This window comes from Mesorhizobium sp. M1088, assembly GCF_040318575.1.
Lineage (GTDB): Bacteria > Pseudomonadota > Alphaproteobacteria > Rhizobiales > Rhizobiaceae > Mesorhizobium.
In genome coordinates this window covers 183,830-201,360 of the sequence record NZ_JAMYMO010000003.1, presented here as the reverse complement: position 1 = coordinate 201,360, position 17,531 = coordinate 183,830, and the positions used below count along the sequence as shown (strand labels likewise).

Below are 17,531 nucleotides of genomic sequence, written 5' to 3'. Positions count from 1 at the left end.
CGGCGCCAGAATTTATCGAGCCGACCGCCTTCACGTTGCGGTACATAGGCGTACAGCGGACAAAGCTGAAAACAACGCCAAACCTCAGATCAGCAGCAGCCCCTTCATGCTGGAGTGGCCTTTCCTGCCGATGATGATGTGGTCGTGAACGGCAATACCAAGCGGTTTGGCCGTCTCGATGATCAGCTTGGTCATCTCGATGTCGGCGCGCGACGGCGTCGGGTCTCCCGACGGATGGTTATGCGCCAGAATGATCGCCGTGGCGGAGAGCTCCAAGGCGCGCCTGACCACCTCGCGCGGATAGACCGGTGTGTGGTCGACGGTGCCGACCTGCTGGACTTCGTCGGCGATCAGCGCGTTTTTCTTGTCGAGGAACAGGATGCGGAACTGCTCGCGCTCCTCGAAGGCCATCACCGACCGGCAGTATTCGAGAACCTGCGTCCAGGTCGACAACAGCTCGCGGCCGGCGATCTCGCCGCGCGCCATGCGCTGCGCCGATGCCGCAACCACCTTGAGGTCGAGCGCCACCGCCGGGCCGATGCCCTTCACCTCCTGCAGGCGCTCGACGGACGCACCGAGGACCTCGGCCAATGTACCGAAGCGTGCCAGCAATGCCTTGGCGACCGGCTTGGTGTCGGCGCGCGGGATCAGCCGAAACAACAGAAGCTCGAGCAGTTCGTAGTCGGGGAGGGTGTTGGCACCGGCGGCGAAGCGCTCGCGCAGGCGGTCGCGATGGCCGAGATAATGCGGCTTGTCGGCGGCCACCGCCTTCGCGGGCGATCGCACTGGCCTTTCGGGAAAGAAGGCCCGCTCGTCGTCGTTGCCGTTCATGGCTGCCCCACCCAGCATTTGCCGGGCAAGGTAACGCCCGATCTGCCAGACACTAGGCCCGCAGGCCGGGGCGGTCGAGGTTTTTTGGCGACAGCGTGAAGATCTCGCAGCCGGTCTCGGTGACGCCGATCGTGTGCTCGTACTGCGCCGACAGCGAACGGTCGCGCGTCACCGCGGTCCAGCCGTCCGACAGCACTTTCACATGCGGCCGGCCGAGATTGATCATCGGCTCGACGGTGAAGATCATGCCCGGCCGCATCTCGACGCCTTCGCTGGCGCTGCCGTAATGCAGGATATTCGGCGCGTCATGAAACAGCCGGCCAACCCCGTGGCCGCAGAAATCGCGCACCACCGAGCAACGCTCGGTTTCGGCATAGGTCTGGATGGCGGCGCCGATGGCGCCGGTTCGGGCGCCCGGCTTGATTGCCGCGATGCCGCGCATCAGGCACTCATACGTGACTTCGAGCAGCCGCTCCGCGGCACGCTTGATCGTGCCCACCGGATACATGCGCGAGGAGTCGCCATGCCAGCCGTCGAGGATATAGGTGACGTCGATATTGACGATGTCGCCATCCTTCAACGGCTTGTTGTCGGGTATGCCGTGACAGACGACGTGGTTGATCGAGGTGCAGGATGATTTCGTGTAGCCACGGTAGTTGAGCGTCGCCGGAAGCGCGCCATGGTCCATCCCGAACTCGAAGACGAAGCGATCAATCGCTTCGGTGGTGACGCCGGGCGCCACAATCGGTGCCAGTTCGTCGAGGCAGCGCGCGGTGAGATCGCAAGCCTTGCGCATGCCGACAAAACCTTCCTCGTCGTAAAGACGGATCTGGCCGGTGTTTCTGAGCGGTGCCGTGGCGGCGTCGAGATAGGTGACCATTTTATCCGTCTTGCAGGGATGCGGGGCTGGATGAGCCTCGGCGAGAGAAACCTTCCCAGATTTGGCACTGGAAAGCGCAAGGTTCAAGGACGAACTGCCAGCGACGGGCCGAAGACCGGCGATATTCACGCCTGGGGGCATTCTCCTTGCCTCTAGCGGCCCATACTTCGCTGGGTTCATTGACCACCGTAGTGACGACACATTTCTAGGCGAGAAGCGGCCCAAGCATTAAGCCGCCACGGCAATTTTTTGCGACGAACGGCGTTGCTGCGGGGGTGTCAGTTCGGGAGAGATCGAATGGACAGACTGCAATTCGAGGTGCCGGTGCGGATCGCGCCTGTGCCCGGCCAGCCGGTCGAGGAAATCTACAGTGTCGAGCAGGCGCTCGATTTCCTGCAAACATGGCCGGTTCGCCGGAAGGGACCAACCTACCAGGCCGCGTTCAATGCCTGTTTTGGCGCCACGGTGGACATCGTCGAGACCGAAGACGCATGGCGGGCCTTCATGGCCTTTTGCCGGGTGAGCGGCCTGCTTGCCAGGGACATGATGGTTCCGCGCAAGCGCGGCGGCGAGGCGAGGGGACTGCGGGCTTAGACAGCCTTCGACGAAGTCCTCAGTCGTCTTCGCCTCTTCTTGCCGACACCCCTATCAGAGTGGCGGGTCCAGCAGAGCTGGCGCAGCATCACGCTGGCGATAGACATATGCCAAGTTGAAATGCTGGTACGCCCAAGGGGAATCGAACCCCTGTTACCGCCGTGAAAGGGCGGTGTCCTGACCGCTAGACGATGGGCGCGCTCAGATGTGAGCGCTTATAGTTGCGTCACGACAAACCGGCAACCCGTCTGCCGCCGGCTGCGACAACTTTTTTCCTTTGGCTCCAAACCGCGTGTTTTTGCCGGCGAAGCTGGTTGCGGCAAAGTACAACGTCGCCGGGGAAGGGGCGTCGCGGCGCCGGAAAGAACCTAGCCGCGCCTGCGGCAGCGCCAGTTCCAGTCGCGCTCGGGGCCGACATCGACATGGACGGATTCGGTGTGGCAGTAGGTGCCGACGCCGCCGCGGCCCGGCATGGTGCGGATGTAGCTCGCCAGTTCCCACTTCGAGACGCCGGGAACCTGGATGTCGGCGGCGGCGCAGTACATATGCAGCGAATTCTTGGCGCCGTTGGCGCGGCGGTTGCGGGCCGGATCGCGATAGCCGGAGGTGACCGTCATCTTGCGGCCGTAGTGGCCTTCGATCGTCTTCAGCACGCGAACCAGCGACGGCTTCAAGCAGGCGACATCGACGCTTTCGTTCTGTTTCAGGAGGCCGTTGGGCGCCAGCCGGGCAAGGCCGGCGGCGGAGGCGACCTGGTAGGCGCCACCCGAACCTTCGTCTTCGTTGAGATCGACGTCACTCTCATCGTCGAGGCCGGATTTGCGCTTGATCTCGAACAGCGCCGTCTGTCGCACGCCGGGCAGCGCATCGGCCGTGAAGTGACTGGTATCGCCCGTCGACACCAGCTGCACCGGCTTTTCAGCCGGATTGGCCGAGGCCAGGGTGACGGTAGGTGTTGCCGCAGGCGTCGCCTTGGCCTGCATGACCGTTGGCTGCCCGCCCGCTCTGCTGTTGGCCGGCGAAGAAGGTGCCGCCGAAGCAGGCGTGGCGCTGAACAGTGAGGCCAGGAAGTTTTTCTTCGGTGCGTAGGCCTGTGGCTGCGGCATCTCGCCGGCGGTCACATAAACCGGGTTGGTCATCGCCGGTGCGGCGGCCTTGGCGTCGGGCTTCGATGCATCAGCACTGTTCTGCGCCACGGCCTGTTCGGCTGTCTGGGCGTTTGGTTGCAGCGGTTGCGGCGTGTGTCCCGCGATCGTCTCGGCTGCCGTGGGGACGGCGATCGGGAATCCAGCGTCGAGCTTGGCCCCTGGCTTGGCCACCGGCACATAGGCGACCTGCTCGGGAAGGTTGGCGTCGCCGTCGGCATTCATCGTCATTTGTGCGCTTGTCATCTGCGACGATGATGCGGCCGTGCTGGCCTGGGGCGCACCGGCGGCCGTGCTGATTTCGGTAGCCGAGGTATTGTAGCCTGGCATGCCGACCGACATGGTCGGGTCGCCGGCCGAGGTGCAGGACGCCAGGAGCACCGAGAAAAGCGCCGCCACAATGGCGCGGCTTTCTCCCTTCGCGAGGCGCGATCCTGCTGATCTCAAAACAAAATTCCCCCTCGATATCCGACCGGTTCGTCATTGGCGCGGCGTCGAAACGTCTCGTCGAAATGACCCTTGTTCCCCGAACCGGAAACGAGACCTGTGTCAAATCTGCAAGCCTCAAAGTAATTTGGCGGCTAGAGGATGAATCAAGGCTGCTCAGGGTTGACGGCACCATTTCGCCCGCTTTTGGCGGCGCGTCAACTCACCACACATTACAGATGGTTACACGCGCACCTTGACATAGGTGCCGGGGGCTTCGCCTAGAACTTGCATATGCTCGCCCGGTTTGCGGGCCGGTACGCGGGTATTGTCCTTGGCTTCGATCCAGCGTTGCCAGTGCGGCCACCAGGAACCGGGATGGTCGGTGGCCCCGGCGAGCCACTGGTCGAAGTCGCCGGCCGGCTTGCCGCCGGTCCAGTAGTGATATTTCTGCGCCACCGGCGGATTGACGACCCCGGCGATGTGGCCGGAGCCGGCCATGACGTAATCGACCTCGCCGCCGAAATATTTCGAGCCGAGGAAGACCGAAAGCGCCGGCGCGATATGGTCCTCCTTAGAGGCGAGGTTGTAGACCGGAATGGTAACGTCCTTCAGCGAAACCGTGCGGCCCGCCAGTTCCATCATGCCTTGCGAAAGCCTGTTCTCGAGATAGCAATTGCGCAAATAGAAGGAATGGTTGGCAGCGCCCATGCGGGTCGAATCGGAATTCCAGTACAGCAGGTCGAAAGGCAGGGGATCCTTGCCGCGCATGTAGTTGTTGACGACATAGGGCCAGATCAGGTCGCCCGAGCGCAGCATGTTGAAGGCGGTCGCCATCTTGGTGCCGTCGAGATAGCCTTTCTCGTTCATCGCCTTTTCGACGGCCGCGACCTGCTCCTCGTCGACGAACACTTTTAGATCGCCGGCATAGGTGAAATCGACCTGGGTGGTGAAGAAGGTGGCGGATTTGATGCGGTTGTCGCCTTCCTGCGCCATCAGTGCCAGGGCCGCCGCCAGAAGCGTGCCGCCGACGCAATAACCGATGGCGTTGACTTGCCTTTCGCCGGTGGCCTTCTCGATCGTGTCGAGGCCGTATTGCAGGCCCTCCCTGATATAGGCCTCCCAGCTCTTGGCGCCGTGCCGCTCGTCCGGGTTGATCCAGGAGATGACAAAGACGGTGTGGCCTTGCTCGACTGCCCAGCGAATGAAGGATTTTTGCGGGTTGAGGTCGAGGATGTAGTATTTGTTGATCCATGGCGGGCAGATCAGCAGCGGCCGCTTGAGCACGGTGTCGGTAGTCGGTTCGTATTGCAGGATTTCGGCGACGTCGCTGCGGCCGACCACCTTGCCGGGAGTGGTGGCGAGATTCTTACCGATCTCGAAAAGCGAATAATCGGCCTGCCGCAGCTTCAGGTCGCCCTTGCCGGCGGCAATGTCCTCGGCCAGCATCTTCATGCCGCGCACCAGGTTTTCGCCGTTGGAGGCGACAGTCTCGCGAAACAATTCCGGATTGGTCAGGATGAAATTCGACGGCGAGATGGCATTGGACACCTGCTTGACATAAAAGCCGGCCTTGTGGCGGGTGTGCTCGTCCAGGCCGTCGGCGTGCTCGACCAGTTCGGCCGCCCAGCGCGAGGTGACCAGATACGCCTGTTTGAGGAAATCGAAGAAGGCGTTGCGGCCCCATTCCGGGTCCTGGAAACGCTTGTCACCGCGCTCGGGCTTGACCGCGTCCTCGGCGTCCTCGGCGCCGGCGCCGATGCGCTGGACGGCGTTGGCCCAGACGGTCATGTAGCCGGAAAACAGCCGCGTTTGCGCCTCCAGCGCGCGCTGCGGGTCGGAGAGCCAGTACTCGGTGAGCTTGGAGAACGTCTTCACCATGTCGACGACCGGCTCAGCGACGTGATCGCGCACCTCGCCTTTTTCCCGCGGCTCGGCCCATGCCGAGGCGGCCTTGCCGGCCTGCTCGATCATGCGAGCCATGTTCAGCGCGAAGCGTTCCGGGTCCTTCACCAGATATTGCTCGACGGTCGAAGGTTGGTCATCTTCCGCTTTGCCCGAATCGGGTGTTTTGGACATGGTTCGCGGGGTTCCTCCCGAAGCGTTTTGTTGACATATTACCATGGGATACCGAACAGGGTCCAATGTGCTCTAACCCGGCCGCCAGGAAAACAACATGACGATTAATATTGGCAAGAACGTTTTTTCCGGCACTGGTCGTTTTTGCCGCATGGCGCTCGTCATGTTGGCGATGGCCGGTTGCACGAGCAGCAACATGGAAGGTGCGGCGCCCGCCACCGGCCTTGTCGGCGCGAAGGACACCGGTTCCTATCCGAACCTGAACATCCGGCCGCAGGTGGCGGCCGAGCAATTCACCGACGAGGAAAAGAACGCCAAGCTCGCCCAACTGAAGGCCGAGGAGCAGAGCCAGGCCGCCAAGGGCGGCGGCGTCAAGGTTGCGGACCAGGCAGCGCTGGACCAGCTGGCAAAAAAACACGGCGCCGAGGCGCTGAAGCAGATCGAAGGCAAATGCGACCCCGCTCTCGACCCTAGTTGCAAATAGGCTTATACGCGCGACCGCAACCTCACTGTCTGGAACTGCCATGGAAGAATTTCACAAGGTCCGCCGGCTTCCGCCCTATGTCTTCGAACAGGTCAACCGGCTGAAGGCCAGCGCGCGCTCGCGCGGCGCCGACATCATCGACCTTGGCATGGGCAATCCGGACCTGCCGACGCCCAAGGCCATCGTCGACAAACTCTGCGAGGTGGTACGCGATCCGCGCACGCACCGCTATTCGTCGTCGCGCGGCATTCCGGGCCTGCGTCGTGCCCAGGCCAACTACTATGCCCGCCGCTTCGGTGTGAAGCTCGACCCGGACAGCCAGGTGGTGGCGACGCTCGGCTCGAAGGAGGGCTTCGCCAATATGGCGCAGGCGATCACCGCCCCCGGCGACGTGATCCTTTGCCCTAATCCGACCTATCCGATCCATGCGTTCGGCTTCATCATGTCGGGCGGCGTCATCCGCTCGCTGCAGGTCGAGCCGGACGACGGCTTCATCCCGGCCCTGGAGCGCGGCATCCGCCATTCGATCCCGAAGCCGCTGGCACTGATCCTCAATTATCCGTCCAATCCGACGGCACTGGTCGCTTCGCTCGATTTCTACAAGGAGGTGGTGGCCTTCGCGAGGAAGAACGACATCATCATCCTGTCGGATCTTGCCTATTCGGAGATCTATTTCGACGGCAATCCGCCGCCTTCGGTGCTGCAGGTGCCGGGCGCCATAGACGTCGCCGTCGAGTTCACCTCGATGTCGAAGACCTTTTCGATGCCGGGCTGGCGCATGGGTTTTGCGGTCGGCAATGAACGGCTGATCTCGGCGCTGACGCGAGTGAAATCCTATCTCGACTACGGCGCCTTCACGCCGATCCAGGTGGCGGCGGCGCATGCACTCAACGGCGATGGCGCCGACATCGCCGAAGTGCGCGACGTCTACCGCAAACGCCGCGATGTCATGGTCGACGCTTTCAGCCGCGCCGGCTGGACCATTCCCGCACCGGCGGCATCGATGTTCGCCTGGGCGCCGATCCCGGAGCCGTTCAAGCACCTTGGCTCGCTTGAATTCTCCAAGCTCCTGATCGAGCACGCCGACGTCGCGGTGGCGCCGGGCGTCGGCTTCGGCGAGCATGGCGACGATCACGTGCGCATCGCGCTGGTCGAAAACGAGCACCGGATCCGGCAAGCGGCGCGCAACATCAAGCGCTTCCTCGCATCCAGCGCCAAGCAGCCGAATAACGTCGTACCGCTCGCCGCGCATCGCTGATTTTCTACACATCGACCGACTGAATGGGGCGTCGCCGGACATGGCTGAAGCGTTGCGTGTTGGAATTGCCGGGCTCGGCACCGTCGGTGCGTCGGTGGCCCGCGTGCTGCGCGACAAGGCGGCTGAACTGACGCGACAGTGCGGACGCGACATCGTCGTGTCGGCGGTTTCGGCCCGCGATCCCAAACGCGACCGCGGCGTTGATCTTGGCACAGCACAGTGGTTCGACGATGCCGTCAAGATGGCGCAGACCGCCGAGATCGATGTCTTCGTCGAGCTGATCGGCGGCGACGAAGGCCCGTCACGCTCGTCCGTCAAAGCGGCGCTCGAGGCCGGCCGCCACGTCGTCACCGCCAACAAGGCACTGCTTGCCAAGCACGGGGTGGCATTGGCCGAGATCGCCGAGAGGAAAGGCGTGCTGCTCAATTACGAGGCGGCGGTGGCCGGCGGCATTCCGGTCATCAAGACGATGCGCGAGGCGATGGCCGGCAATTCGGTGACCCGCGTTTTCGGCATCCTCAACGGTACCTGCAATTATATTTTGACGCGCATGGAAGCCGAGGGCCTGTCCTTTGATGCCTGCCTGAAGGATGCGCAACGGCTGGGCTATGCCGAAGCCGACCCGACCTTCGACATCGAGGGTCACGACACCGCGCACAAGCTGTCGATCCTGACCAGCCTTGCCTTCGGCACGAGGATCGCCGCCAACGATATCTACATGGAAGGCATCTCCAACATCAGCCAGGCCGACATCCGCGCGGCCGGCGATCTCGGCTACCGGATCAAGCTGCTTGGCGTCGCCCAACGCACCGAAAGCGGCATCGAGCAGCGCGTGCACCCGACCATGGTGCCGACGGCCTCGGTCATCGCGCAGGTGCACGGCGTCACCAACGCGGTGGCGATAGAAACCGACATCCTCGGCGAATTGCTGCTTTCCGGCCCTGGCGCCGGCGGCAACGCCACCGCGTCGGCGGTGATCGGCGACATTGCCGACATCGCCAAGAGCCGGCCTGGCTTCCAGCATGGTCCGGTCTTCGGCCGGCCGGCGAAGGAATTGAAGCCTTACAAGAAAGCGCAGATGCGCAGCCATGCCGGCGGCTATTTCATCCGGCTGACCGTGCACGACCGCCTCGGCGTCTTCGCGGCAATAGCCAAGCGCATGGCCGACAACGACATTTCGCTGGAATCGATCGTCCAGCATGCCGCCGGGCCGGAAACCGAGGCACAGAAGACGGTCATCCTGGTGACCCACGAGACGACCGAGGCGGCGGTGCGCAAGGCCGTCGACGGCATCACCAGGGACAGCCTTCTGACCGACAAGCCGCAAGTCATCCGCATCGAGCGGGCCGGATAGCAGTCTCACATTTTGCGTTTAATCGATTGATATTGCTGCGCTTTCAAAAAGGTCCAACGCAGGTCTTGCTGTTGTCACGGGGCTTTGACACAAGAAGCGCGTCTCTGGCGGGAGGCTAAACTGCCAACGAGGATTGTCCATCGATGAATGTGGCCCAGAACATTGTCGCCGGCCTCGACAGGATACTGACCATGGAATTGGTGCGCGTCACCGAACGCGCCGCGGTCGCGGCCGCCAGATTGCGCGGACGCGGCGACGAGAAAGCCGCCGACCAGGTCGCGGTCGATGCCATGCGGCAGGAGCTCAACCGTCTTGCCATCAACGGCACGGTGGTGATCGGCGAAGGCGAGCGCGACGAGGCGCCGATGCTTTATATCGGCGAAGAGGTCGGTACCGGCCAAGGCCCGGCTGTCGACATCGCGCTTGATCCGCTCGAAGGCACGACGATCTGCGCCAAGAACCTGCCCAACGCACTGGCCGTTATCGCCATTGCCGAAAAAGGCAGCCTTTTGTTCGCGCCGGACGTCTATATGGACAAGATCGCGATCGGTCCGGGTTATGCCGACGGCATCATCGACATCGATGCCTCGCCGGCCGAAAACATCGCCAGCCTCGCCAGGGCCAAGGGCGTGCCGGTGGCGGAGATCACCGCCTGCATCCTCGACCGGCCGCGCCATGGCGCCTTGATCGAAGCCGTGCGGGCGACCGGCGCCGCGATCCGTCTGATCGGCGACGGTGATGTCGCCGGGGTCATCCATACCACCGACCCGGACGAGACCGGCATCGACATCTATCTCGGCACCGGCGGCGCGCCGGAAGGCGTGCTCGCAGCTGCCGCCTTGCGCTGCACCGGTGGCCAGATGCAGGGCAAGTTGATCCTCGATACGCCGGAAAAGCTGGCGCGCGCCGCCAAGATGGGCATTTCCGACCCTAAACGGATCTACCATACGCAAGACATGGCACGCGGCGACGTGCTGTTTGCCGCGACCGGCGTCACCGACGGCAATATGCTGGCCGGCGTCAAGTTCGGCCGCAATTTCATCACCACGCATACGATCGTGCTGCGCTCGTCATCGCGAACCGTGCGCGAGATCAAGGCCAGGCACCAGGATCTGGAAAAGTTTTGATTTCGACTCAGTTAGCCGTTGCATATTGTGCGCAATGACAAATTGCAGACGGCGCGTCACGTGACGGGGGAAAGACGCTTTTTCCTCGATGTCAGGCAATCGGCCACCGGCGTTTCCTGGGAACACCGGCTGACCGAGCGCCAGGACATGGCCGCGCTCGCCATCGCGCAAGGTTATGGCGTGCCCGACATCGTGGCGCGCGTGCTGGCCGGGCGCGGCGTCACCGCCGATCAGACCGAGCGGTTTCTGGATCCGACCATCCGCAACCTGCTGCCCGACCCGGCATCGCTGACCGACATGGACAAGGCCGCGTCTCGCATCGCCCAGGCGGTGATGGCCAAGGAAAAGGTGGCGATCTTTGGCGACTACGATGTCGACGGCGCCGCCTCATCGGCGCTGCTCAAGCGCTTTCTCGCACATTTCTCGGTGCCGTCGGAGATCTACATACCGGACCGCATCTTCGAGGGTTACGGCCCCAATCCGGAAGCGATGCGCGAACTCGTTTCGCGCGGCGCGACGCTGATCGTCACCGTCGATTGCGGCACCAATAGTGCTGCTTCCATCGACGCGGCGAAGGCCGCCGGCGCCGACGTCGTGGTGCTCGATCACCATCAGGTCGGCGGGCCGTTGCCGGCGGCGGCTGCGGTCGTCAACCCCAATCGCGAGGACGACCTTTCCGGCCAAGGTCATCTTTGTGCCGCCGGTGTCGTCTTCCTTTGCCTGGTGCAGACCGCGAAGATTCTGCGCGGCCGCCTGCCGGATGCCGCACCGCCGGACCTGCTTGGCCTGCTCGATCTGGTGGCGCTTGGCACCGTCTGCGACGTGGTGCCGCTCACCGGCATCAACCGCGCCTTCGTTATCAAGGGGCTGCAGGTGGCGCGGCAGCAGAGAAACGAAGGGCTGGCGGCACTGGCGCGGGTCTCGCGTATAGGCGAGCCGATCAGCACGTTCCATCTGGCCTTTCTGATCGGTCCGCGCATCAACGCCGGCGGGCGCATCGGCGACGCAGCACTTGGCAGCCGCCTGCTTGCCACCGACGACCCGGTCGAGGCCCGCACCATCGCCGAGACGCTGGACCGGCTCAACCAGGAGCGGCAGTCGATGGAGCAGGAGATGCTGGCCGCCGCGCGCTCAGAGGCCGACGCCGAGCTTGCCGGCGGCAATGGTCCGGCCATCGTGGTCACAGCCAGCAGCAACTGGCATCCTGGCATTGTCGGCCTGCTTGCCTCGCGGCTCAAGGACCATGCAAGACGGCCGGCCTTTGCCATCGCCTTCAACGCCAATGGTGTCGGTACGGGGTCAGGCCGTTCGGTGTCGGGCTTCGACCTCGGCCGGCTGGTGCGCGAGGCCGCCGATGCCGGGCTGATCGTCAAGGGCGGCGGCCACGGAATGGCGGCCGGCATCACTGTCGAGCGGGCGAAGCTCGGCGAACTCAGGGCTTTCTTCGAAGAACGCGCGGCGGTGGATGTATTCCGGCTGCAAGGCGAGGAGAGCCTGGCGATCGACGGTGCGCTAGCGGCCGAGGGCGCGACGCTTGGGCTGCTCGATGCACTAGAGAGGGCAGGGCCGTTCGGCGCTGGGCATGTCGCGCCGGTGTTCGCGCTGCCGCGTCACCGGCTTGTTGATGCGCGGGCGGTCGGCAGCAACCACATCCGCGCCGACCTGCAGTCGGAAAGTGGCGGCCGCATCCAGGCGATCGCCTTTCGCGCCGTCGATACTGCGCTCGGCGAATTCCTGTTCAAGAACAGGGGCAAACCGGTGCACGTCGCCGGCTCGCTGTCGGGCAATCACTGGAACGGCAACCGCACGGTGCAGTTCCGCATCATCGACGCGGCGCTTGCCTGAGAGCTCGCTGCCGCCCTGCCTAAGCGAGGACGGTCTGCAGCCGGGTCAGGTCGCCGATCTGCGCCATCGTTGCCTGGTAGCCGATACGGATCGCTTCGTCTGCGCGGTGGAATTCGGTCAGGCCGATATGGCTGAGCTTCGGCTGCAGCGATATGTCCGGCGGGTCGCCGGCCAGCCTGGCGCGCGAAATGCGGTCCTGGATGATGTTAAAGGCCTCGACCATGACGCCGGTAATGCCGAGCCGCGTCTCGCGCGACTGGCGTTCGGGATCGGCGTGGCCGGCCCTCGGCGCGTCTTTCTCGATGACCAGCTCGCCGGCATTGTGCTTGATCACGGCGGCGCGGCCGAACAGATCGTAGTGAAGGTTCACCGCAACTACGAGCGGCTGCTCGTAGGCACGGCAGACCGAGACCGGCACCGGATTGACCAGTGCGCCGTCAACCAGCACACGCCCATTGCAGGCGACCGGCTCGAACACGCCGGGCAGCGCGTAGGAGGCGCGCATTGCGGTGCTCAACGAGCCGCTCGACAGCCAGATCTCATGGCCGGTGCGGATTTCCGAAGCGACGCAGACGAATGGTTTTGGCAGGTCCTCGAAGCGGATGCCGGCTATGTGCTCGCGCAGCCGCGCATCGAGCTTCATGCCACCGAACAGGCCGCTGCCGCGTAGATTGAGGTCGAGAAGGCCAAAAATGCGCCGCCTGGTCAGGCTGCGCGCGAATTCTTCCAACTCGTCGAGCTTGCCGGCAACATAGCAGCCGCCGACCAGCGCGCCGATCGAGGTGCCGGCGATCATCGACACTTCGATGCCGGCTTCATCAAGCGCGCGCAGCACGCCGATATGCGCCCAGCCGCGCGCACAGCCGCCACCCAATGCCAGCGAAATCCCGGTTTTGCCCGGAGATTTGGTTTCGGATGCGCCCGCGGCCGAGGAGAGGCCATTGGCCTCCCGAACGTCAGGTCTGTTGCGCAATGACGCCCAGTCGAGCATCACAATCTCCCTTGTCCCACGGTCATCCTACAGGCGGGCCGTATCGAAATCATGAATATACGTGGCTGAAGTGCTGCGAATGGTTCATATTGATGGTGTATTGGGCTTTCGATAGGTTTTTTCCGCATCGAACAGCGGCTTGCTGCCGTCGCTGGCAAGCGTCCCTTTGCCATCGCTCAGCCCCACCGTCCGATAAAAGCATGAACGTCGGCCGGTGTGACAAGTTGCTTCGTGACCCAGCACTTTGACGCGCAACCATATCGCGTCCTGGTCACAATCCGTGAGCATCTCGACGACCTGCTGGACATTGCCCGAGGTTTCGCCCTTCTTCCACAGCGCGTTGCGCGAACGCGACCAGTAGTGCGCGATGCCGGTCTCGAGCGTCAGCGCCAGCGCCTCGGCATTCATATGCGCGACCATCAGCAGCATGCCGTCTTCGGCATCGGTGACCACGACAGTGACGAGGCCGGCAGCATCGAAGCGCGGTGAAAGGACCGCGCCTTCCTCGAGTGCCTTCTTGTCTGTTGGAGCTTTCGGGAATTCCAATGCCGACATTCGCCGGTCCTTATCTAGCGAAGCCGGCAGGCCGATCAGATCCTGCCGCCGCGCACCATGGTGACGAAGCGGACCTGCTCTTCGGGTGTGTCCTTGAAGACGCCGGTGAAGGTTGAGGTCAGCGTGGTGGAGCCCTGCTTGCGGATGCCGCGCATGGCCATGCACATATGCTCGGCCTCAAGCATAACGGCCACACCGCGCGGATTGAGCACGTCCTGGATGACCCCGGCAATCTGCGCCGTCATCGCTTCCTGGGTCTGCAGACGATGGGCGAAGATGTCGACGACGCGGGCGATCTTGGACAGGCCGACGACCTTGCCGTCCGGCAGATAGCCGACATGCGCCTTGCCGATGATCGGCACCATGTGGTGCTCGCAATGCGAGTGGAACGTGATGTCCTTGACGATCACGAGGTCATCGTAGCCGGCGACTTCCTCGAAGGTGCGGCCGAGTTCCTCGGCCGGACACATGTCGTAGCCGTTGAACATTTCGCGGAACGCCTTAGTAACGCGCTTCGGGGTGTCGATCAGACCCTCGCGGTCAGGGTTGTCGCCGGTCCAGCGCAACAAGGTGCGCACAGCGGCTTCGACTTCGGCCTCGCTCGGCCGGTCGGTGACCGGCTTTTCCATATAGGCAGACCGCGGCATGAGCTTCTTGATAACGGCGTCCATAAAGGCGTCTCCCGTAGTTCCTCTCTCAGGAGGAACGAGTTGAACGGACCACGACCTTTCGGGTGTCAGAAACTCGCCCGGTTTCCAGCCCGTAAGTGGCGTGAACAGAATTGGGTATGACGAGGTTTGTGGTCGCCTTGTCGATACCCGACTACCGCCATTATATATGTTCGTGCCGAGCGAAAGGAAGACGCCAGAGCGGCAATGACTGTTCGCTGGGCGGCGACGGATTGGAAAAATATGATCGACGATGTCTACAATGCGAAAATTCTGGGTTTTGCCGGAAACATCGCACGGATCGGCCGGCTCGACCGGCCCGACGCAACCGCACGAGCACATTCCAAGCTGTGCGGCTCGACGGTGACCGTCGATCTGAAGATGGATGATGGCGTCGTCAGCGATTTCGCGCATGACGTGAAGGCCTGTGCGCTTGGCCAGGCGTCGTCGTCGATCATGGCGCAGCATGTCGTCGGCGCCAGCGCCGAAGAATTGCGCAGCGTGCGCGAGACGATGCTGAAGATGCTGAAGGAAAACGGCCCGCCGCCCGAAGGCCGCTTCGCCGATCTGAAATACCTGGAACCGGTGCGCGACTACAAGGCGCGCCACGCCTCGACCATGCTGACCTTCGACGCAGTGGTCGATGCGATCGGCCAGATCGAAAAGAAGCGGGCGGAAGAGGCGGCTTAAACCTTGGCAAGAGAACGCCGGCTTTCGGCGAATTCCGCCCGGACCCAGTCGGCAAAAGCCTTGGCTGGCTCGGAAAGGTCATTCAGCCTTCTGGCCACTAGCCAATAGGCGCCCGACGCGACGTCGATGTCGAAAGGCTTGATCAGCGCGCGGGACGCAAGTTCTTCGCCGATCTGCAATAGATCGCCCAGCGCGACACCATGTCCAAGCAAGGCTGCCTGCTTCGAAAGCGAAGCATCGGCCAGCATCGGGCCGCGCGCAGGCACGGCATCAGCCGTCACGCCCGCCGCTTCGAACCAGCGCGCCCAAGCCTGACGGTTTTCTTCGTGCAGCAATGTATAGCGACCAAGGTCGATCGGCTTTTCCAGAGCTGGGCCGGATGCAAGAAGTGCCGGCGACAGAACTGGGGAATCGACGACCGCGGCAAGCTGTTCGGCTTCGCTGCGTGGCCATGAGGTGGCGTGCGCACTGAAACGCAGGGCAAGTTCGGGCTGATCGCCGCGAAACTCTATCAATCTCGGGTCGACCTCAAGGGAAACGTCGATGTCGGGTCGCAACTCGCGAAAGCGGTTGAGCCGCGGCACCAGCCATACGGATGCAAGCGATGGCTCGACGCTGACACGCACCACGGACTGCGTCGGGGCCGCCGTCAATTCCGAAAGCAGCCTGTCGATGCCCTCGAAACTTCTGACCAACTGGTCGAGCAGCCGCTGGCCGGTGTCGGTCAACTCGACGCGGCGATGATGGCGGAAGAACAAAGGTTGGCGCAGGAAGGTTTCGAGCTCGCGGATCTGTCGGCTGATCGCCGCCTGCGAAACATAAAGCTCCTCGGCCGCACGGCTGAAGCTCAGGTGACGACCGGCTGCTTCGAAGCTTCTCAGAGCCGTCAGGGGGAGGTGTCCGCGCTTCATTCGCATAACTCAGAGTTATCTGACGTGGACGTTATACTCGTTTGAAGAGCAAGGCCAGCGGCGCTCTAATCGGTGCTCAAGGAGTGCCGCCATGATCCAGTTTCTCAACATTCTGGGCGATGTGATGCGGATCGCGACGTTTCAATGGTACGACGAGAAACCGCATAGGGATTGGTGCGAGGAGAGGCCGCCGACCAGCGTCGCCGTATGCCGAAGGCCGACGCCCGACCGCTATCCGGTTCGCCCTACCAGGCCATGACGGGATTGCCGGAACGGCATTGCGTTCCTGGCCCGATGCGCACATCTATCGCGTAGGGAAACGCGATGTGGAGACTGCGGTGGTCGGCCAACATCGGCATGCGCACGGCGCCAGGCCGATTCGACAAGGACGCAACTGGTCCGGCCCGTGGCGCAAGACGCCGGGCCGCGTCTTCGGCACGTCGCTTGTCCGACTTTACCAGCTGACGCTGTCCGGCTTCGTCGGCAATTCCTGCCGGCATCTGCCGACCTGTTCCGAATACGCGTACGAAGCGATCGCCCGCCACGGGCTGTGGGCCGGCGGCTGGATGGGGTTTTTCCGGGTGCTGCGCTGCGGACCGTTCGGCACGCACGGCATCGACCGGGTGCCTGAGGCACTGGCTGATCGCTACCTCTGGTTCACGCCATGGCGGTACTGGCGGATCGGGAAAAAACGTGGCGACCTGGACAGTTGACCGCAACTGTGCGGTGCACAGAGGGGTCGCTTTTTACGATCTGGTAGGGTTAACCGCAGCTTGCGCTGACATAGCGCATTTGAGACAAAATCGAGACAAGACACCTCGCTAAGCCGCTCCTGACACCCTTCAGGAGAGATTACCAAATGCGCCGGATGCCGGATAGATCGTCGTCCCTTCATTTTCGCCGTGGTTCTCTACGTCCTGGCGTGGCTGATGGGTTTTCCGATCCGTGCGCAATCGGCGCCGCTCGGGGACGTCGAATGCACGCTGATCGTCGACGCCGCAAGCGGCGAGACGCTGTATCGCCAAGGGACCTGTGATCAGCGCTTCAGCCCCGCCTCGACATTCAAGGTTCCGCTGGCGCTGATCGGCTATGATGCTGGAATCCTGAGCGACGAGCATACGCCAAGCTGGGAGTACAAGGCAGAGTTCAATGCCCCGAAACGGGACCGCAAGACCGTCGACCCGACGATCTGGGAAAGGGATTCGGTCCTTTGGTTCTCACGCGAGATTACGCGCCGGCTCGGCAGCAAACAGTTTGCCGGCTATGTGTCCAGATTGGACTATGGCAACACCGAAGTCTCCGGCACTGCCGGCAAGAATGACGGCCTCACCCATTCCTGGGTGAATTCTTCGCTCAAGATATCGCCGGTCGAGCAGGTCGATTTCCTGCGCAAGCTGCTGGCGCGAAAACTGCCGGTTTCGGACAAGGCCCATGCGATGACCAGCGCGATTGTCCCGACCTTCCGGGCAGGCGGCTGGACGGTGCAGGGCAAGACCGGAACGACCAGGCTCGGCGACAGCGCCGACAAGCGCTCGCTTGGCTGGTTTGTCGGCTGGGCGCAGACCGATGCTCGCAAGATCGTCTTTGCCCGCCTGGTAGTCGATACGAAACGTTCCGACACGCCAAAGGGACTCAAGACGCGGGCGATGTTCCTGAAAGATCTGCCGAATCTCCTCAGGTGACCTACATCCGG

18 protein-coding genes and 1 tRNA gene are annotated in these 17,531 nt (G+C 63.1%); 10 read left to right on the top strand and 9 right to left on the bottom strand.

Annotated elements, in window-relative coordinates; genetic code table 11:
* Positions 1–84 precede the first annotated feature (84 nt).
* Both radC and map read right to left on the bottom strand, forming a co-directional pair.
* Positions 85–831, bottom strand: a complete 747-nt coding sequence (gene radC / locus NKH49_RS05615; RefSeq protein WP_352925384.1) for a RadC family protein — start codon at positions 829–831, stop codon at positions 85–87.
* Positions 832–883: 52 nt separating this feature from the next.
* On the bottom strand, positions 884–1,711 hold the full coding sequence (map, locus tag NKH49_RS05610) for a type I methionyl aminopeptidase (protein ID WP_352925382.1): 828 nt from the start codon (positions 1,709–1,711) through the stop codon (positions 884–886).
* Positions 1,712–2,008: 297 nt separating this feature from the next.
* On the opposite strand from map, the gene NKH49_RS05605 reads away from it, so the two are divergent.
* Positions 2,009–2,305: a DUF982 domain-containing protein gene (locus NKH49_RS05605; RefSeq protein ID WP_023678889.1), complete on the top strand. Its 297-nt coding sequence runs from the start codon at positions 2,009–2,011 to the stop codon at positions 2,303–2,305.
* Positions 2,306–2,429: 124 nt separating this feature from the next.
* On the opposite strand, the gene NKH49_RS05600 is transcribed toward NKH49_RS05605, so the two are convergent.
* The 3 genes from NKH49_RS05600 to phaC form a co-directional block, all read right to left on the bottom strand.
* Positions 2,430–2,504, bottom strand: a tRNA-Glu gene (locus tag NKH49_RS05600).
* A 169-nt stretch (positions 2,505–2,673) separates the two neighbouring features.
* Complete coding sequence (locus NKH49_RS05595; protein WP_352925593.1) at positions 2,674–3,792, bottom strand: YcbK family protein; 1,119 nt, start codon at positions 3,790–3,792, stop codon at positions 2,674–2,676.
* A 327-nt stretch (positions 3,793–4,119) separates the two neighbouring features.
* On the bottom strand, positions 4,120–5,955 hold the full coding sequence (gene phaC, locus NKH49_RS05590; protein ID WP_352925380.1) for a class I poly(R)-hydroxyalkanoic acid synthase: 1,836 nt from the start codon (positions 5,953–5,955) through the stop codon (positions 4,120–4,122).
* 97 nt (positions 5,956–6,052) lie between these two features.
* Here phaC and NKH49_RS05585 point away from each other — a divergent pair, with 97 nt between their 5' ends.
* The 5 genes from NKH49_RS05585 to recJ all read left to right on the top strand — a co-directional run bounded on the left by NKH49_RS05585 (position 6,053) and on the right by recJ (position 12,023).
* Entirely contained in the window at positions 6,053–6,439 is a 387-nt protein-coding gene (locus NKH49_RS05585; protein WP_352614042.1) for a hypothetical protein, read from the top strand.
* Positions 6,440–6,479: 40 nt separating this feature from the next.
* A complete protein-coding gene (locus NKH49_RS05580; RefSeq protein ID WP_023678886.1) occupies positions 6,480–7,697 on the top strand; it encodes an LL-diaminopimelate aminotransferase in 1,218 nt (405 codons plus the stop codon).
* Between the two features lie 40 nt (positions 7,698–7,737).
* Positions 7,738–9,051 (top strand): homoserine dehydrogenase, encoded by a 1,314-nt coding sequence (locus NKH49_RS05575; protein WP_352500850.1) that lies wholly within the window; start codon positions 7,738–7,740, stop codon positions 9,049–9,051.
* Positions 9,052–9,194: 143 nt separating this feature from the next.
* Positions 9,195–10,178: a class II fructose-bisphosphatase gene (gene glpX, locus NKH49_RS05570; protein ID WP_352614043.1), complete on the top strand. Its 984-nt coding sequence runs from the start codon at positions 9,195–9,197 to the stop codon at positions 10,176–10,178.
* Between the two features lie 60 nt (positions 10,179–10,238).
* Positions 10,239–12,023 (top strand): single-stranded-DNA-specific exonuclease RecJ, encoded by a 1,785-nt coding sequence (gene recJ / locus NKH49_RS05565; protein WP_352925377.1) that lies wholly within the window; start codon positions 10,239–10,241, stop codon positions 12,021–12,023.
* A 19-nt stretch (positions 12,024–12,042) separates the two neighbouring features.
* Here the strand turns inward: recJ and NKH49_RS05560 are convergent, their stop codons facing one another.
* The 3 genes from NKH49_RS05560 to folE form a co-directional block, all read right to left on the bottom strand.
* Positions 12,043–13,014 (bottom strand): patatin family protein, encoded by a 972-nt coding sequence (locus NKH49_RS05560; protein WP_023678882.1) that lies wholly within the window; start codon positions 13,012–13,014, stop codon positions 12,043–12,045.
* Positions 13,015–13,098: 84 nt separating this feature from the next.
* Positions 13,099–13,569, bottom strand: a complete 471-nt coding sequence (gene hisI, locus NKH49_RS05555) for a phosphoribosyl-AMP cyclohydrolase (RefSeq protein WP_352925375.1) — start codon at positions 13,567–13,569, stop codon at positions 13,099–13,101.
* Positions 13,570–13,604: 35 nt separating this feature from the next.
* A complete protein-coding gene (gene folE / locus NKH49_RS05550) occupies positions 13,605–14,240 on the bottom strand; it encodes a GTP cyclohydrolase I FolE (RefSeq protein ID WP_352925373.1) in 636 nt (211 codons plus the stop codon).
* A 240-nt stretch (positions 14,241–14,480) separates the two neighbouring features.
* Here folE and NKH49_RS05545 point away from each other — a divergent pair, with 240 nt between their 5' ends.
* Positions 14,481–14,927, top strand: coding sequence for an iron-sulfur cluster assembly scaffold protein (locus NKH49_RS05545; protein ID WP_023678879.1), 447 nt, complete (start codon positions 14,481–14,483; stop codon positions 14,925–14,927).
* Here the strand turns inward: NKH49_RS05545 and NKH49_RS05540 are convergent.
* A complete protein-coding gene (locus tag NKH49_RS05540; protein WP_352925371.1) occupies positions 14,924–15,838 on the bottom strand; it encodes a LysR substrate-binding domain-containing protein in 915 nt (304 codons plus the stop codon). The genes NKH49_RS05545 and NKH49_RS05540 overlap by 4 nt on opposite strands.
* 91 nt (positions 15,839–15,929) lie before the next feature.
* Between NKH49_RS05540 and NKH49_RS05535 the strand changes: the two genes are divergently transcribed.
* From NKH49_RS05535 to blaOXA, 3 genes are all read left to right on the top strand, one after another.
* Entirely contained in the window at positions 15,930–16,097 is a 168-nt protein-coding gene (locus tag NKH49_RS05535; protein WP_352473909.1) for a hypothetical protein, read from the top strand.
* A gap of 79 nt (positions 16,098–16,176) precedes the next feature.
* Positions 16,177–16,551 carry a membrane protein insertion efficiency factor YidD gene (gene yidD / locus NKH49_RS05530; RefSeq protein ID WP_352451412.1) on the top strand — a complete coding sequence of 125 codons (375 nt, stop codon included), beginning with the start codon at positions 16,177–16,179 and terminating at the stop codon, positions 16,549–16,551.
* A 138-nt stretch (positions 16,552–16,689) separates the two neighbouring features.
* On the top strand, positions 16,690–17,520 hold the full coding sequence (gene blaOXA, locus NKH49_RS05525; protein WP_352925591.1) for a class D beta-lactamase: 831 nt from the start codon (positions 16,690–16,692) through the stop codon (positions 17,518–17,520).
* Positions 17,521–17,531: the final 11 nt, after the last annotated feature.

What these genes read in the sequence shown, in the direction of transcription:
- NKH49_RS05585 (WP_352614042.1), top strand. Translation starts at nt 6,053, where the DNA reads ATGACGATTAATATTGGCAAGAACGTTTTTTCCGGCACTGGTCGTTTT.
- NKH49_RS05560 (WP_023678882.1), bottom strand. Translation starts at nt 13,014, where the DNA reads ATGCTCGACTGGGCGTCATTGCGCAACAGACCTGACGTTCGGGAGGCC.
- map (WP_352925382.1), bottom strand. Translation starts at nt 1,711, where the DNA reads ATGGTCACCTATCTCGACGCCGCCACGGCACCGCTCAGAAACACCGGC.
- NKH49_RS05595 (WP_352925593.1), bottom strand. Translation starts at nt 3,792, where the DNA reads ATGTCGGTCGGCATGCCAGGCTACAATACCTCGGCTACCGAAATCAGC.
- folE (WP_352925373.1), bottom strand. Translation starts at nt 14,240, where the DNA reads ATGGACGCCGTTATCAAGAAGCTCATGCCGCGGTCTGCCTATATGGAA.
- glpX (WP_352614043.1), top strand. Translation starts at nt 9,195, where the DNA reads ATGAATGTGGCCCAGAACATTGTCGCCGGCCTCGACAGGATACTGACC.
- NKH49_RS05580 (WP_023678886.1), top strand. Translation starts at nt 6,480, where the DNA reads ATGGAAGAATTTCACAAGGTCCGCCGGCTTCCGCCCTATGTCTTCGAA.
- hisI (WP_352925375.1), bottom strand. Translation starts at nt 13,569, where the DNA reads ATGTCGGCATTGGAATTCCCGAAAGCTCCAACAGACAAGAAGGCACTC.
- NKH49_RS05540 (WP_352925371.1), bottom strand. Translation starts at nt 15,838, where the DNA reads ATGAAGCGCGGACACCTCCCCCTGACGGCTCTGAGAAGCTTCGAAGCA.
- NKH49_RS05575 (WP_352500850.1), top strand. Translation starts at nt 7,738, where the DNA reads ATGGCTGAAGCGTTGCGTGTTGGAATTGCCGGGCTCGGCACCGTCGGT.
- NKH49_RS05605 (WP_023678889.1), top strand. Translation starts at nt 2,009, where the DNA reads ATGGACAGACTGCAATTCGAGGTGCCGGTGCGGATCGCGCCTGTGCCC.
- phaC (WP_352925380.1), bottom strand. Translation starts at nt 5,955, where the DNA reads ATGTCCAAAACACCCGATTCGGGCAAAGCGGAAGATGACCAACCTTCG.
- NKH49_RS05545 (WP_023678879.1), top strand. Translation starts at nt 14,481, where the DNA reads ATGATCGACGATGTCTACAATGCGAAAATTCTGGGTTTTGCCGGAAAC.
- radC (WP_352925384.1), bottom strand. Translation starts at nt 831, where the DNA reads ATGAACGGCAACGACGACGAGCGGGCCTTCTTTCCCGAAAGGCCAGTG.
- NKH49_RS05535 (WP_352473909.1), top strand. Translation starts at nt 15,930, where the DNA reads ATGATCCAGTTTCTCAACATTCTGGGCGATGTGATGCGGATCGCGACG.